Annotated in this window: 16 protein-coding genes; 2 read left to right on the top strand and 14 right to left on the bottom strand. The window is 67.8% G+C overall.

Annotation, left to right across the window (positions count from 1 at the left end; genetic code table 11):
* Nucleotides 1–19: 19 nt before the first annotated feature.
* From A9995_RS10940 to hisG, 8 genes are all read right to left on the bottom strand, one after another.
* Entirely contained in the window at nt 20–955 is a 936-nt protein-coding gene (locus A9995_RS10940) for an acyl-CoA thioesterase II (protein WP_067612911.1), read from the bottom strand.
* Between the two features lie 54 nt (nt 956–1,009).
* Entirely contained in the window at nt 1,010–1,849 is an 840-nt protein-coding gene (locus A9995_RS10945; RefSeq protein ID WP_067612914.1) for a cupin-like domain-containing protein, read from the bottom strand.
* Nucleotides 1,846–3,078, bottom strand: a complete 1,233-nt coding sequence (locus A9995_RS10950; protein WP_082992656.1) for a GNAT family N-acetyltransferase — start codon at nt 3,076–3,078, stop codon at nt 1,846–1,848. Before A9995_RS10950 ends, A9995_RS10945 begins: the two co-directional genes overlap by 4 nt.
* Nucleotides 3,079–3,251: 173 nt before the next feature.
* Nucleotides 3,252–5,411, bottom strand: coding sequence for a sodium-translocating pyrophosphatase (locus A9995_RS10955; protein WP_067612919.1), 2,160 nt, complete (start codon nt 5,409–5,411; stop codon nt 3,252–3,254).
* A gap of 123 nt (nt 5,412–5,534) precedes the next feature.
* Nucleotides 5,535–6,404: a thiamine-phosphate kinase gene (thiL, locus tag A9995_RS10960; RefSeq protein ID WP_067612922.1), complete on the bottom strand. Its 870-nt coding sequence runs from the start codon at nt 6,402–6,404 to the stop codon at nt 5,535–5,537.
* On the bottom strand, nt 6,401–6,862 hold the full coding sequence (gene nusB / locus A9995_RS10965) for a transcription antitermination factor NusB (RefSeq protein ID WP_067612925.1): 462 nt from the start codon (nt 6,860–6,862) through the stop codon (nt 6,401–6,403). The genes thiL and nusB overlap by 4 nt, the downstream gene beginning before the upstream one ends.
* Nucleotides 6,859–8,148, bottom strand: coding sequence for a histidinol dehydrogenase (gene hisD, locus A9995_RS10970; protein ID WP_067612928.1), 1,290 nt, complete (start codon nt 8,146–8,148; stop codon nt 6,859–6,861). The genes nusB and hisD overlap by 4 nt, the downstream gene beginning before the upstream one ends.
* Nucleotides 8,148–8,804: an ATP phosphoribosyltransferase gene (gene hisG, locus A9995_RS10975; protein WP_067612931.1), complete on the bottom strand. Its 657-nt coding sequence runs from the start codon at nt 8,802–8,804 to the stop codon at nt 8,148–8,150. Before hisG ends, hisD begins: the two co-directional genes overlap by 1 nt.
* A 41-nt stretch (nt 8,805–8,845) precedes the next feature.
* Here hisG and A9995_RS10980 point away from each other — a divergent pair, with 41 nt between their 5' ends.
* Complete coding sequence (locus tag A9995_RS10980; RefSeq protein WP_067613279.1) at nt 8,846–9,931, top strand: DUF2332 domain-containing protein; 1,086 nt, start codon at nt 8,846–8,848, stop codon at nt 9,929–9,931.
* Here the strand turns inward: A9995_RS10980 and A9995_RS10985 are convergent.
* The 5 genes from A9995_RS10985 to A9995_RS11005 all read right to left on the bottom strand — a co-directional run bounded on the left by A9995_RS10985 (nt 9,928) and on the right by A9995_RS11005 (nt 13,586).
* Nucleotides 9,928–10,824 carry an alpha/beta fold hydrolase gene (locus tag A9995_RS10985; protein ID WP_067612933.1) on the bottom strand — a complete coding sequence of 299 codons (897 nt, stop codon included), beginning with the start codon at nt 10,822–10,824 and terminating at the stop codon, nt 9,928–9,930. The genes A9995_RS10980 and A9995_RS10985 overlap by 4 nt on opposite strands.
* The gene (locus tag A9995_RS10990; RefSeq protein ID WP_067612936.1) at nt 10,824–11,639 is read right to left on the bottom strand and encodes an SDR family NAD(P)-dependent oxidoreductase; all 816 of its coding nucleotides are present in this window, start codon (nt 11,637–11,639) and stop codon (nt 10,824–10,826) included. Before A9995_RS10990 ends, A9995_RS10985 begins: the two co-directional genes overlap by 1 nt.
* A gap of 68 nt (nt 11,640–11,707) precedes the next feature.
* Complete coding sequence (locus A9995_RS10995) at nt 11,708–12,592, bottom strand: pirin family protein (protein ID WP_067612939.1); 885 nt, start codon at nt 12,590–12,592, stop codon at nt 11,708–11,710.
* Nucleotides 12,589–13,317 (bottom strand): glutathione S-transferase, encoded by a 729-nt coding sequence (locus A9995_RS11000; RefSeq protein WP_067612942.1) that lies wholly within the window; start codon nt 13,315–13,317, stop codon nt 12,589–12,591. The genes A9995_RS10995 and A9995_RS11000 overlap by 4 nt, the downstream gene beginning before the upstream one ends.
* Nucleotides 13,314–13,586 (bottom strand): BolA family transcriptional regulator, encoded by a 273-nt coding sequence (locus tag A9995_RS11005; RefSeq protein WP_067612945.1) that lies wholly within the window; start codon nt 13,584–13,586, stop codon nt 13,314–13,316. Before A9995_RS11005 ends, A9995_RS11000 begins: the two co-directional genes overlap by 4 nt.
* 57 nt (nt 13,587–13,643) lie before the next feature.
* On the opposite strand from A9995_RS11005, the gene A9995_RS11010 reads away from it, so the two are divergent.
* The gene (locus A9995_RS11010) at nt 13,644–14,237 is read left to right on the top strand and encodes a J domain-containing protein (protein WP_067612947.1); all 594 of its coding nucleotides are present in this window, start codon (nt 13,644–13,646) and stop codon (nt 14,235–14,237) included.
* Nucleotides 14,238–14,322: 85 nt separating this feature from the next.
* Here A9995_RS11010 and A9995_RS11015 read toward each other — a convergent pair whose 3' ends face one another.
* Nucleotides 14,323–15,168 (bottom strand): oxygenase MpaB family protein, encoded by an 846-nt coding sequence (locus A9995_RS11015; RefSeq protein WP_369815840.1) that lies wholly within the window; start codon nt 15,166–15,168, stop codon nt 14,323–14,325.
* Between the last annotated feature and the right edge of the window lie 2 nt (nt 15,169–15,170).

The following is a 15,170-nucleotide window of genomic DNA, read 5'->3' on the forward strand; positions in this document are numbered from 1 at the left end:
GTTCCCGGACAATCGGCGCTTAGCCTCCTGTGGAGGTGGGCGACCGCTTGCGGCGGCGGACGACGCCTTCCTGCGCGACGCTGGCGACCAGCCGGCCCGCGCGGTCGAAGATCCGCCCGCGGTTGAAGCCGCGCCCGGCGCCGCTCCACGGGCTGTCGGTGGCATAGAGCAGCCATTCGTCGGCGCGCGCGGGGCGGTGGAACCAGATCGCGTGGTCGAGGCTGGCGCCGTTCAGCTCGCCGCGCGCCCAGCTCAGGCCATGGGGCAGGGCGGAGGTGCCAAGCAGCGTGTAATCGCTGGCGTAGGCGATCACCGCGCGATGGATCGCCGGGTCATCGGCCAGCGCGGGCAGCGGCGCGACCGTACGGAACCAGCTGTGCGCCTGCGGTGCGCGCGGTTCGCTGTTCATCCAGTGGAGGCTGTCGCTGGTCCGCATCTCGATTGGCCGTGGGCGCAGCATCAGCGCGCGCTGGAGCTCGGAAACATGGTCGAGATTGGCGACGAACTCGCGGCGCTGCTCGGTATCGGGGGTCAGTTCCTCGGGCGGAGTGACTTGCGGCATCGCGTAGTCGTCGTGGCTCAGCCCGTCCTCGGGCTGCTGGAAGCTGGCGGTGAGGTTGAGGATCGGGCGGCCCTGCTGGCGCGCCACCACGCGGCGGTTGGCGAAACTGCGACCGTCGAAATCGCGCGCGGTCTCGTAGGCGATGTCGACGCCTTCCTCGCCGCCGCGGAGGAAATAGGCGTGCAGCGAATGCGCGCCCATGCCTTCGGGTGCGGCGGCCTGCGCGGCCTGCAGCGCCTGGCCGATGACCTGCCCGCCGAACACCCGTCCGACCCCGCCGGGCTGCGGCTGGCCGAGGAAACTATCCTCGTCCTCGCGCGTCACGGTGAGCAGGCGGACAAGCCCGGCAACGAGTTGTTCGGGGGTGGAATCGTCGGGGATCGGTTCGGTCATGACGGGCGCTGTGCGGATCGCCCGGCGCAGGGTCAAGACCGCGTCAAGACAAGCTCAATCCACAGCGCGGAGTTTGCGCAGCATGCGGTAGGCGCTGGCCTTGGTCCAGTTCGAGCGCGGCCAGCGGGCGGGCGGGGCGGGTTGCAGCCCGGCGCGGCGCAGCAGGCTGTTGAACCCGCGGGCATCGGCCTCGGCATAGCTCCACTCGCTGCGCCAGGTCACCGACAGCGAGATCGAGACTTCGGGCCCGTTGCGGACGAAATGCGGCGACATCACCGGGACATAGACCGCGCGCCCGGGCTCGAGCGCCACCGCGCGGCCATGCTCGGCGAATTCGTCCTTCCACGCCAGTTCGGCGCCGCCGCCGCAATGATAGGCTTCGTGCATTTCGTGCGGCGCGAAACGCGGATTGCCGGCGGGGAAGATGGTGATCGTCTTGGTCCCGCGCACCTGCATCAGGATATTGTGTTCGGGGTCGAAGTGGAACGGGGTGATCCCCCCCGCCGAGGTGATGAAGATGAAGCTCTGCAGCGTGAGCATCGGGCCCGTGCAGGCCTCGATCTCGGGGCGCAGTTCGGCCAGCAGATCGTGGAGCAATTGCCGGTAGGCCGGATTCTGCTCGACCCGCTTGAGCATGACCCAGCTGCGCGCGCCGGCAATGTCGCGGATCGTGTCGCCGCCCGAACGGCCGGTCTGTTCGGGCGCGCCGTCGACCCCGATCGGCAGGTCGGACTGGAGGCATTCGACCGAATTCGCGGGCAGCGAATCGGCCAGAGTCGCAAGGCTCTCCAGCTCCATCAGCGGATTGTCGCCGAGCCTGTGCTGCAGCTCGCAGATCGATTCCGGATAGTGCGCCGCAAAGCGCGTGCGGATTTCGGGGGGAAAAACCGTCATGCGGGCGCATCCTTCTTCTGGCCGGTGTCTGCACTGGTCTCCGGGCCAGGGTCCTGCCGTCCCAGCTCCTGCGCGAGGATCGCCCTGAACGCGGTGCGCCGGACCGGTCCGCCGATCCCCACCGAGATCCGCCCGATCGCACGGCGCGCGGTCCACATCTCGCTCATCACTGGATGGTCGGGGGCGGCGCAGCTGTCGCACCAAGCGATGTCGCTGCGGTCGAGCACCTTGAGATATTCGCGCTCGAGCAGCACGCCGGGCGAATAGGCGCCGAAGCTTTCGTCGAAGGCGGTCTTGAAGCCGAAGGAGCCCGGCGCATCGACGAAATTGGCGAGCATCGCGATCGGGCGGCGGTCGAGCGTCAGGGCGACGCGGACCAGCTTGCCGCGCCCCGCCGCGCCTTCGAGCGCCTGGCAGAACAGCGCGCGCGTGGCGTCGGTACAGCCCAGCGCCGATCCCGCCTCGCCTTTCCAGCCCGAAGCCTCGAGACGCAGGAAGTCCTCGCACCATGGCGCGATCCCGGCATCGTCCCAGTGCCAGACGAATTCGACCACGCCGGAATCGGCCAGCCGGTTGAACTGGCGGCGCAGCTCGCGGCGGCGCTTGGAGGAATAGGCGGTTTCGAAATAGGGTTCGCTGGCGAGCGGCGAGGCCAGCACCGGGCGCTGCTGGCGCATCACGATCCCGCTCGGGCGGTTCTGTTCGGCGATCACTTCCTCGAGCGCATCGTACAATTCGCCCGCCAGCGGCAGTTCGGTGAGGTGGAGGAACAGCGCGCTGCGCGCATTGCGATCCGCCCAGTCGAGCACCGCGCGCCAAAAGGCCGTTTCGCAGCCGCGCGCCACCAGCGGCGCGCCGAGGAAGCAATTGGGATGCACCCAGCTGGCGGCATGGGGGAAGGGGTAGGAGTAATAGCTCCGGCTGCGCTGGAACGGCATCAGCCCCGCCAGTTCGCCATCGACGCTGAAGCACAGCAGCTGCACCGCACCTTGCGGGTCGAGCGCGCGCAGCGCAGGCAGCAGGAACCAGCTTTCAAAATAGGGATTGGGCTCGCTCGCGCGTTGCGCCAGCGCATCCCATTGCGCGATCTGTCCGGGGCAATCGAACTCGCGCCAGCCCGGCGCCGTGACGCGCATTTCGGATCTTGTAGCGTCAGCGGGTATCGCGGGCAGCCGGGCGGACTGGCTCCAGCTTTCGCTACCGGTGGAAGATGGCGCCGTGGTGGCCATTGGGAAAAGCTAACCCCGCTGCGGTTCGAACTGCTGCTTGCGCGGGCAATACCTAGCGCGGGCGGGTGAAGGAAAGCCTAATCGGCCGGTAAGCAAGACCCTGCCGGCCGGTCCCTGGCAAAAACAGGGAGCGCGGCGGGCAGGGCTTGCCTTGTGGCCGGTGGCGTTCTGGATCAGGCCGCGAGCGCCGCGAGCAGCAGCAGCGCGACGATATTGGTGATCTTGATCATCGGGTTCACCGCCGGGCCGGCGGTGTCCTTGTAGGGATCGCCCACCGTATCGCCGGTCACCGCGGCCTTGTGGGCTTCGGAGCCCTTGCCGCCGTGATTGCCGTCCTCGATGTATTTCTTGGCATTGTCCCATGCGCCGCCGCCTGCGGTCATCGACAGCGCCACGAACAGCCCGCTGACGATCACGCCCAGCAGCAGGGCGCCCAGCGCGGCAAAGCCATTCTGCTGGCCGGCGATCAGCGTGATCCCGAAATAGACCACGATCGGCGCCAGCACTGGCAGCAGCGAGGGCACGATCATCTCCTTGATCGCCGCCTTGGTGACGAGATCGACGGTGCGGGCGTAGTCGGGCTTGGACGTGCCCGCCATGATACCCGGGTTTTCGCGGAACTGGTCGCGGACATCCTTGACCACATCGCCCGCCGCGCGGCCCACCGCGGTCATCCCCATCGCCCCGAACAGATAGGGCAGCAGCGCGCCGAGCAGCAGCCCGACGATGACGTAGGGGTTCTCGAGGCTGAAATCGACGTCCACGCCCGGGAAGTACTCGGCGAGGTCGGCGGTGTAGGCGGCGAACAGCACCAGCGCGGCAAGGCCCGCCGAACCGATCGCATAACCCTTGGTCACCGCCTTGGTGGTGTTGCCCACCGCGTCGAGCGCATCGGTCTTCTCGCGCACGCTGTCGTCGAGACTCGCCATTTCGGCGATGCCGCCGGCGTTGTCGGTGACCGGCCCGTAGGCATCGAGCGCAACCACCATTCCCGCGAGCGCCAGCATCGAGGTGGCGGCATAGGCGATCCCCATCAGCCCCGCGAACTGGTAGGCGCCGATGATCCCGGCGACGATCGCGAGCGTCGGCAGCGCGGTCGATTCAAGGCTGATCGCCAGACCCTGGATCACATTGGTGCCATGGCCCGTCTCCGAAGCCTTGGCGATCGAGCGCACCGGGCGGAAATTGGTGCCGGTGTAATATTCGGTGATCCAGATGATCACCCCGGTCAGCACCAGCCCGATAATCGCCGACCAGAACAGGTCCCAGCCGGTGAAGGGAGTGAGGGACGCGGTGCCTTCCTCCGCGAGCGGTGCACCGGCATCGATCGCGCCCAGATTGGCGCCGCCCATCACGGTGTTGAGATCGCCGAGCGCGAACTGCATCGCCAGCCAGATCGCCGGGACCGACAGCACCGCGGTGACGAGGAAGCCCTTGTACATGGCGCCCATCACATTGGTGGCTCCAGGGCCCTTGGCGCCCAGCTTGACGAAATAGGTGCCAATGATGCTGGTAACGATGCACACCCCGCCGATCAGCAGCGGCAACGCCATCATCGGCAGCAGCATGTCACCCAAGCCGCTGAGCAGCAGCGCGGTGAGCACCATGGTGGCACCGACGGTGACGACATAGGTTTCGAACAGATCGGCGGCCATGCCCGCGCAATCGCCGACATTGTCGCCGACATTGTCCGCGATCACGGCCGGGTTGCGCGGATCGTCCTCGGGGATGCCCGCCTCGACCTTGCCGACCAGATCGGCGCCGACATCGGCGGCCTTGGTGAAGATCCCGCCGCCAAGCCGCGCGAAGATCGAAATCAGCGAGGCACCGAAGGCGAGGCCGACGAGCCCGTCGATCACCTCGCGGCTGTTGGCCGCATGACCGCCGATCTCGACGAGATAATAGAAAAACACCGCGATCGCGAGCAGCGCGAGCCCGGCGACGAGCATGCCGGTGATCGCTCCGGAGCGGAAGGCGAGGGTGAGCCCCTGCTGCAGCCCGCTTTGCGCGGCGGCGGCGGTGCGGACGTTGGCGCGCACCGAGATGTTCATCCCGATAAAGCCCGCGACGCCCGAGAGGATCGCGCCGATGACGAAGCCGACCACCGGAATGATCCCGAGGAACACCCCGACGAGAATGGCGACGAGCACCCCGACGATGGCGATGGTGGTGTATTGGCGCTTGAGATAGGCCTGCGCACCCTCCTGGATGGCGCCGGCGATTTCCTGCATCCGCTCATTGCCCGCGCCTGCGCGCAGCACCTGGCGGCTGGTGACGAAGCCATAGACGATGGCCAGCAGTCCCAACCCGATCGATATAAGAACTAGGTTCACTAAATTTTCCCTCCCCGCTTATTGTTTATGCGCTCCCTCGCGAGTGTGTGGGCGCATGATGGGGGAAGGTATATCGCGGCATGTGGGCCTGACAAGCCCGAAGCCGAAGCGACCCGGTGCGGCTCAGCCGTGGGTGTAGCCGAGCCCGTCGTCGGGAGAGAGGGGGTGCCCGTCGAGCCGCAGCACGCCGCTATCGTGCGCAGCGACGGTGCCGATCCGGCTGGCCGCGACGGGCAGCGCAGCATCGGCGGGCGCTGTGAAGAGCAGCTGGTAGTCGTCGCCCCAGCGCAGGCATTCGCCTCGCCGGGCTTCGTCCGCGACCGGGATGGCCGCGCTGTCGAGTTCGAGCGTGACGCCGCTGGCGCTGGCAAGTCGCCAGGCGTCGAGCAGCACCCCGTCGGAGACATCCATCATGGCGCTGACAAGCGGGGCCAGCGCACGGCCCTCGGCGAGCAGCGGGGTGGGGCGCAGATAGGCGATGGTGTCGGCCTCGGCGCCGCCGGTGAGCGCGGCATGGCCGAGCATCGCCGCGCCGAGCGTTCCGGTGACGAACACGCCGTCGCCGACCTGCGCGCCGCTGCGCGATGGCGCGGGGATGTGGGTGGCGCGCCCGAGCGCGGTGACGCCCCAGCTGCGCTGCGCGCCGCCCTTGACGGTGTCGCCGCCGAGCAGGGGCACTCCATAGGCGTCGAGCACTGCGTGCAGACCCTGAAGAAACCGCTCGTCGCCATCGCCGAGCATATGACCAAGCAATATGCCGACCGGCTCGGCGCCCTTGGCGGCGAGATCCGACAGGTTCACCGCGACAAGTTTCCAGGCGATATCGGCGGGGTCCGAGGCGGGCAGGACATGCACGCCCTCGACCAGCACATCATGCGTCAGGACCAGCGTTTCGCCGCCGAATTCGAGCACCGCGGCATCGTCCGCCAGCCCGCGCGCCGCCGGATCGACGGCCAGCGCGCGCAGGGCCGCGATGAAATCGCTTTCGGTCAGCTGCGAACCTCTTTCGCAACCGCATCGAGGATGCCGTTGACGAATTTGGCCTCGCGGTCGTCGAAGAAGGCTTTGGCGACATCGACATATTCGCTGATCGCGCTGCCCACGGGCACATCGGGGCGGGCGATGAGCTCGTAGGCGCCGCAGCGCAGCACCTGGAGCATGGTCTTGTCGAGCCGCGCCAGCGTCCAGCCCGACGCGAGCTTGGCGATCAGCGCCTCGTCGATCTCGGCGCGGCGGGCATCGACCCCGGCGACCAGATCGTCGAAGAAATCGACCTCGGCATCGGCATATTCCTCGCCCTCGACCTCGTGGCCGAGGCGATGCATGTGAAATTCGTGGAGCAGCCGCGCCAGCGGGGTCTTCTCCATCTGCATCTGGTAAAGCGCCTGGACGGCGGCGAGGCGCGCGGCCGATCGGGCCTGACTGCGTGCGGGGCGGGTAGGCTTGTTCATTTCAATCTCAGTTCGATGGAGCGCGCATGGGCGGGCAGGCCCTCGGCATTGGCCAGCGCCACCGCGGCGGGGCCGATCGCCGCGAGCGCGGAAGGGCCGGCGTTGATGAAGCTGGTGCGTTTCATGAAGTCGAGCACCGACAATCCGCTGGCGAAGCGCGCGCGGCGCCCGGTGGGAAGGACATGGTTGGGCCCGGCGATATAGTCGCCGACCGCCTCGGGGGTGGTGCGCCCGAAGAACACGCTGCCGGCGTGGCGCAATTGGTCGAACAGCGCCTGCGGATCGGCAACCGCCAGCTCGACATGCTCGGCGGCGAGCCGGTCGGCCAGCGGCACGGCCTGCTCGATGGTATCGACGACGATGATCACGCCATGCGCTTCCCAGCTGGCTCGCGCGACCTTGGCGGTGGGCAGGTTCATCAGCTGGAGATCGACCGCATCCTCGACCATTCGCGCGAAGCCGATATCGTCGGTGATCAGGATCGACTGGCTGGTCGGATCGTGTTCGGCCTGGCTGAGCAAATCGGCGGCGATCCATTCGGGATCATTGTCGGCATCGGCGATGACGAGAATTTCGCTGGGCCCGGCGACCATGTCGATCCCGACGACGCCATAGAGCTGGCGCTTGGCTTCGGCGACCCAGGCATTGCCCGGACCGGTGACGACATCGACCTTGGCGATCCTCTTGGTGCCATAGGCGAGCGCGGCCACCGCCTGCGCCCCGCCGACGCGCCAGATCTCGTCGATCCCGGCAATATGCGCGGCGGCGAGCACCAGCGCATTGCTCTCGCCCTTGGGGGTCGGGGTGGTGACCGCGAGCCGCTTCACCCCTGCCACCTTGGCGGGAATCGCGTTCATCAGTAGTGAGGAGGGATAGGAGGCGCGGCCGCCGGGCACGTAGAGCCCCGCGGCATCGACCGGCAGCCAGCGCGCACCCAGCCGCATCCCGATGGCATCGGTGCGGTCGCTGTCGGCGGGCAATTGCTGCTCGTGATAGGCGCGGATGCGATCGGCGGCGAGTTGAAGCGCATCGCGCAAAGTGGGGTCGAGCGCATCGTAGGCGGCGCGGCATTGCTCGGGCGAAATCCGCCAGTCGTCGTCGCTGGTGAGCCGGTGGCCGTCGAAACGCATGGTGTATTCGACCAGCGCATCGTCGCCCCGCTCGCGCACTTCGTTGAGCATGTTGGTGACATCGCGACCGACATTGGCATCGCTGTCGCGATTGTTGCGGACGAGCCTGGCGAAGGCCTGTTCGAAATCCGCAGCATTGGCATCGAGGAACTTCATCACGCGGCCTTTCGGGCGGAAGCATCGGCGCGGAACGCCTCGACCAGCGCGCCGACGCGCGGATCGGTCTTGAGCGCGGCGCGGTTGACGATCAGCCGGGCGGAGATGTCCATGATGCGGCTGGTCTCGACCAACCCGTTCTGTTTGAGCGTGCGCCCGGTGGAGACCAGATCGACGATCCGGCCGGCGAGCCCGAGCACGGGGGCAATCTCCATCGCGCCGTTGAGCTTGACGCATTCGGCCTGAATCCCCTGGCGCTCGAAATGGCGCCGGGTGATGTTGGGATATTTGGTCGCGACGCGCAGATGGCTGGCGCTGCAGATAGTGTCGGAAACCTGCCCGGGCTCGGCGACCGCGAGGTGGCAGTGGCCGATGTCGAGATCGACCGGTGCATAGAGATCGGCGTAATCGAATTCCTCGATCACATCCGAGCCGACGATCCCGGCCTGCGCCGCACCATGCGCGACGAAGGTGGCGACATCGAAGGCGCGCACCCGGATCAGCCGCATGTCGTCGCGGGTGGTGCCGAAGGTCAGCGAACGGTTGGCCTTGTCGTGGAAAGCGTCCTCGGGCACCACGCCGGCGCGCGCCATCACGGGCAGCGCCTCGTCGAGAATGCGCCCCTTGGGCACGGCGAAGGTCAGCAGGTCGGGCATGGTCGCGCAGATAGGCAGCGGCAGGTAAAAGGGCAATGGCGATGACGGAGGCCACAGACGAGCCGATCGATCCGCAGGCGCGGGGTCCGGAGGCGGTGGCGCGCGCCTTCGCGAACCAGGTCGCCTATTGCCGCGACAATCAGGCGCCGATCACCGCCAGCGTCTGCGAGGGGCTGCGCGCGCTGCTGGACGGCGAGCGGGGCGGGGCGGCGATGCGGCGGGTGCGCAAATGGGCGGGCCCGCCGCTGGCGGATGCGCTGCCGTTGCGCGTGGCGGGCGGGCTGCACGCGCTGCAGCTCGCAGGCGCCGAACCCGCCTTGCGCCCGATCTACGAAGGTCTGGCGCCGACCGATGCCGCCGGGCGGATTGCCGACGCGCTGGAGCGGCACGAGGCCTTCCTGCTGCCGTGGCTCGACGGCCCGCCGCAGACCAATGAGGCTGGGCGCTCGTGGGGGTTCGCCGCGGCGATGCTGTGGCTTGCCAGCAAGGGCCTGCCGCCGCGTTTCGCGCTCCACGAACTGGGATCGAGCGCGGGAATCAACCTGATGATGGATCGCTACCGCTTCGATCTCGGCGGGGTCACCGCTGGTCCCGAGGATGCCGCGCTGCAGCTTGCGCCCGAATGGCGCGGGGACCGGCCGCCGCGGGGCAGTTTCGAAATCGTCGCAGCGCGCGGCTGCGATGTCGCGCCGGTCGATCTGACCGACCCCGAGCAGGCGCTGCGGCTGAAGGCCTATATCTGGCCCGAATTCACCTCCCGCTTCGCGCGGATGGATGCGGCGGTCGCGCTGGCGGGCGCTGCCCCGCCGCACATCGCCAAATGCGGTGCGGCGGATTTCCTCGAGGAGGTGCTGGCGGAGCCGAAGCAGCCGGGAGTGACGCGGATGCTGATGCACTCGGTGGTCTGGCAATATGTCCAGCCCGAGGAGCGCGCGCGGATCGAGGCGCTGATGGCCGAGGCGGGGGCGCGCGCGAGCAAGGAGGCGCCGCTCGCCTGGGTCTCGCTCGAGGCCGATCGCGACACCCACCGCCACGAACTCGCGGTCCGCTACTGGCCGGGCGGCGAGCAATGGCAAAACCTCGCCACGGCGCATCCGCACGGCGCCTGGGTGGAGTGGACCGGCTAGGCCGTCCGCCCCAGAAACGCGTCCATCGCCGCATTGACCGCCCCGGGCGCTTCCCATGGGACGAAATGGCCGCAATCGGGCACCTCGACCAGCGTGAGGTCTTTCACCACCTCATCGAGCCCCTCGAGGTTCTCGGGCGGCAGCGCGAGATCGTCCAGCGCCCAGATCACCAGCGTCGGGATGGTCAGCGGCGGCAATGGCGGCGGGGTCCAGGCCTCGGGCAGTTCGTAGGGGGCATCGGGCGCGGGAATGTCGATCGGGCTGGCGCGGTACCAGTTGAGCATCGCGAAGGCGGCATCGCGGTCCTGCCAGTCCGCGAGCAATTGCGCGCGTTCTTCGGGCTCCATCTTGTCGGGCGCATCCCAGCGGATTTCCTGCAGCAGCAGCCCGCCAAGCCCGTGTTCGCGGACCAGCGCGTCGTTGGCGGTGTCGCGGAAGCCGCGCATATACTGGCTCGCCTCGCGCTGGACCGGATTTGTATAAAGCAGCCGCTGGAAGATCGCGGGATGCGGCGCATTGGCGACCACGGCGCGGGTCACCCTTCCGTTCATCTGCCCCATCAGTGCCACCCCCCAGGCGATCGCGCCGCCCCAGTCGTGACCGATCACGGTGAAGCGCTCGACCCCCAGCGCATCGGCGAGCAGGAAGATGTCGCCCACCAGCTTGTCGGGTTTGTAGTCCGAAACCTCGGGGGGCTTGGACGAGCCGCGATAGCCGCGCTGGTCGGGCGCGATGCAGCGGAAATTCTTCGAGAAATGCGCGAGCTGGTGGCGCCAGGTGCGGTGGCTCTCGGGAAAGCCGTGAAGGAAGATCAGCACCGGCGCATCGCGCGGGCCTTCGTCCACCACGTCGAGTTCGATCCCGTTGGCGAGCGTGACGCGGGTCTGTTCCATCACGATTCCTCCGCCGTCATCTTGTCCATATAGCCCTTGGCGACCATCTGGGCGACCTGGTCGAACAGCTGGTCGGGGGTGCGGCGCAGCTCTCCCATCGCCTCCTCCATCCCTTGCGCGACGATGATCTCGCGCTGGTTCAATTCCACCGCATCGACGATGGTCTTTGCGGCGTCGCCGGGTGCGATGCCCTCGTCGATCGCCTTGTCGCTACGGCCGCGCCTGCTGCCGTCGCCGGTCAGCGCGTTGCGGCTGACATCGGTCGCGACCGATCCGGGGCACACCACATGGACCTCGATCCCGCTCTGCGACAATTCGCCGCGCAGCGCGTCGGCATAGCCGATCAGCCCGAATTTAGCGGCGCAATAGGCGGTCCGCAGCGGCACCCCGACCTTGCCCGCGATCGAGGAGATGAAGACCAGCTTGCCGCTGCCGCGCCCGGTCAGATGCGGCAGCAGCGCCTGCGTCGCGGCGATCTGCGCGGTGAGATCGATATCGATGATGTCACGGTAGACCTGCATCGCGGTATCGACCGCCGGGCTGCGCTGCGAGATTCCGGCGTTGGCGACGAAGATATCGACGCCGTGGCCCTGCGTCGCGGTTGCGGTCGCCTCGCGCATCGCGTCCTCGTCGCGGACATCGAAGGGCAGCACGACCGTCTCGGTGTCGAGCGAGGCGGCGACTTCGTCAAGCCGCGCCTTGTCGCGACCGGACAGGATGATGCGGGCACCGCGGCCCGCCCAATCGCGCGCCAGTGCTGCGCCGATTCCCGAAGAAGCGCCCGTGATCCAGACCGTCTTGCCTTCGAAACTCATGATACTCTCCCGATAGTTGGATTGCAGTTGCGTTGCCCGGTCGCCTTTGGACTTTTTGGAGCCGCTGCCTACGGATAGGTGACGGTCTTGGGCGCGCCCTCCGGGAGCGGAATCCGCTCCTCCAGATCGCCCGGAACTGCCGGAAAGCGCTGCTCGCGCCAGTCCTCCTTGGCCTGTTCGATCCGCTCGCGGCTCGAGCTGACGAAGTTCCACCACACATGCCGCGGGGTGGCAAACGCCTCGCCGCCGAGCAGGATCACCCGCCCGCCCCGGTCGGAGCTGAGGGTCATGCTGCGCCCGGGTTCGAGCACGGTCAGCGTGTAGAGATCGAGCGCGGTGCCTTCGATCTTCGCTTCCCCGCCGACCAGCATCACCGCGCGCTCGTCGGCGCTGACCTCGATCGGAATGGCGCCCTGCGATTCCAGCATGATCTCGGCGTAGATGGTCTGCGCATAGGTCGTCACCGGGGCGCGCTCGCCCCATAATTCGCCCATCACCACGGTGGCGCGGGCGCCGCCATCCGCGATCACCGGCAGATCGACCACCGCCTCGAACGCCGGGTCGATTTCCTCGCGCCCGTCGGGCAGCGCCAGCCAGGTCTGCATGCCATAGAGCCGCGGCCCGGCGTTGCGGTCCTCATCCGGCGAGCGTTCCGAATGTACGATGCCGCGGCCCGCGGTCATCAGATTGACCTGACCGGGGCGGATCGTCGAGTGGCTGCCAAGGCTGTCGCGATGATCGATCGCGCCCTCGAACAGCCAGGTCACCGTGGCGAGATTGATATGGGGGTGCGGGCGCACATCCATCCCGCCGCCGATATCGAGCTGGGCCGGGCCGAACTGATCGACGAAGATGAAGGGGCCGACCATGCTGCGTTCGCGTGCCGGTAGCGCGCGGCGGACCTGAAACTGGCCGAGGTCGTGGGTGGTCGGGACGATGGTCTGGGTGATCATGGAGCGTCCAGTTCGGGGTAATGGCGAAAGATGCCGTCCTCGTTGAAGGGGATGCGGCGATCCGAGTTCAGATAGGCAGCGATGCCGGGTAATTCGGCAACTTCATCGCGGCAGGCGCAAATCCGCGGGTAGTCTGCTGCGAGTTCGGCCATCCGGCGGGGAAAGGCGTAGCGCAGCCCCTCGACCAGCTGGAACAGCGAGGTGTCGACATGGCCGAAGCGATCGGCGCGGAAAAAGGCGCCCGGGTTCACCCCCAGCGCGGCTTCGAAATGATCGAAATACTTCGGTATCCGATCTTCGCGAAAACCCTTCGCCCGCGTCGCCGCAGCGTGTTTCTGATCCTCGTAATAGAGGCCCCCGCCCAGCGGATGATGGGTGTCGTGCGCCTCGGCGACCACATCGGTGATGGTCAGCTGGAGCTGGATCAGATGGAGATCGGTCTGCGGGTCGCCGCTGCCCAGATCGTGGCGGTCGGTCAGCCAGGCAAGGATGTGCGCCGCCTGCGCGATGGCGAACTCATCGGCTCCATCTTTGGCGACCAGATAGGGCGGCGCATAGGGCGCGAAAGCGCCGCTTTTTTCGCGCGCTTCCATATCCTCCACCAGCGCCTGCGCATCGCCCTGCCGCGCGCGGTCGCGATAGGGGATACCGGCTGCTTCCATGAACAGGCGGACGAATTCGCCGCGTCCCTGAATGCCCGGCCAGTACCACAGATCGTAGCTCATGGCGTCGGCGCCGAGGCCTGGATCGCCAGCGCGTGGACGCGTTCGCCGGGGATGTCGCCGAGCGCGCGATTGACCATCCGCTGGCGCTCGAGCCGGCTCTTGTCGGCGAAGGCGGGGGCCTCGATCACCACGGTGAAATGCGATTCGCCGCTGCCGTCGTCGCCCGAATGGCCGCTGTGCTTGGCGCTGTCGTTGACCACCTCCAGCCGCGTCGGGGTAAAGGCTTCGGTGAGCAGTCGTTCCATTTCCTGCTGAACGGTTCCGGCCATGGGTTTTCTCCTTTTCGGGGGTTTCCTAACGCGAATGGCGTCCCCATCCTAATGCGAATGCGCACCACAAGGTTTCATGGCCGCTACGAAGCGGAAGGGCGGATGTGCGACCATCCGGCCTGCGATGCGCCCGGCGAATTCCGCGCCCCGGGGCGCGACGGGCACGGGCTCGACGGGCCCGGACACTGGCGCTGGATGTGTCTCGATCATGTCCGCGAATTCAACGCGGGCTACGACTGGTTCGAGGGCATGAGCGCGGAGGAAATCCTCGATGCGCAGGGCGTCGCGGCGGGCTGGCGCACCGAAAGCGCGACCTTCCGCCCGACCGCCGGGGTCGACGGCATGCCGCGCTGGGCCGATTTCGACGATCCGCTCGAGGCGATCACCGCGCGCGCGGGCGGGATCCGCAGCCGCGCCCGGCGCGAGGCGGAGATGGCGATGGATGGCCGCTTCAGCCGCGAGGAAGCGGAGGCGCTGGAGGAAATGGGTCTCGGGCTCGATGCCGACCGCACCCGGTTGCGGCGGCGCTATTCGGAACTGGTGCGGCAATACCACCCCGATCGCAACGGCGGCGACCGCAAGTTCGAAGCGCGGCTTGGCCGCGTGGTGGAAGCCTACCAGCTGCTGCGCAAGAGCTCAGCGATCGGCTGAAAACGCGCTGACCTAAAGCTCAGGCAAGAATTAGGTTTACGGTGGCGCCATTCCGTTCGCCACCCGCTTCAATCCCGAGCCCGGTTCAATTCTGCCGGAACGCCCAGCGCAGCGTCTTGCCCATTCCCCAGGTCGCGGCGCGCGCGGGCAGGGCGATCAGCCCCGGCCGGTCGAGCCCGAGCATCGAGCGCCCGAACGGCGGCAGCAGCGCCACCGCCTCGGAGCCGAGGATGGCCTGCACCGCGGGCGGCGCGCCTTCGGGTCGCTGGTTGAGCACCAGCTCGGCGATCTCGCGCGCCTGCGGCGACGCCGCCAGATCATGGCGCAATTCGCGGAAGATCGCTTCGGCCTCCTTGCGGTCGAGCGGCACCGGATCGGCCCCCAGCGCCGTCGCGATCACCGCGAACTGGCGGTAATATTCGTCCTTGGCGTGATTGGGCATGTCGGGGCGGACATGGCGGACATAGGCGGCCAGAAAGCTGCTCGCCTCGGCGACATGGACCCATGCCAGCGTGCGTGGATCGCGCGCCGAATAGGGCGTGCCATCGGGGAGCGTGCCATCGACATGCGCGTGAATCCGGTTGACCCGCTCGATTGCCTTCATCGCCTCGTCGCGGTGCCCGAAAGTGGTGGTGGCGATGAAGCGCGCGGTCCGGCGCAGCCGTCCGTGCATGTCGCTGCGGAAGTTGGAATGGTCGAGCACGCCCTGCAGCGCATGCGGGTGGAGCATCTGCAGCAGCAGGCTGCGGATGCCGCCGACCATCATGCTCACCACATCGGCATGGACCAGCCGGATCGGCGAATCGCGCTCGAACAGGGCTTCGTCCGAGGGCGGAACCGATTTCTCGCCGCCCTCGACGTCGTTGAAGACTGCGCGAACGCTGCCAATCAGTCGCTGGCGGAGTTTTTCGGATAGGTCGGCTTGCCTCATCA

This window comes from Erythrobacter sp. QSSC1-22B, from assembly GCF_001678665.1.
Taxonomy (GTDB): Bacteria; Pseudomonadota; Alphaproteobacteria; order Sphingomonadales; family Sphingomonadaceae; genus Qipengyuania.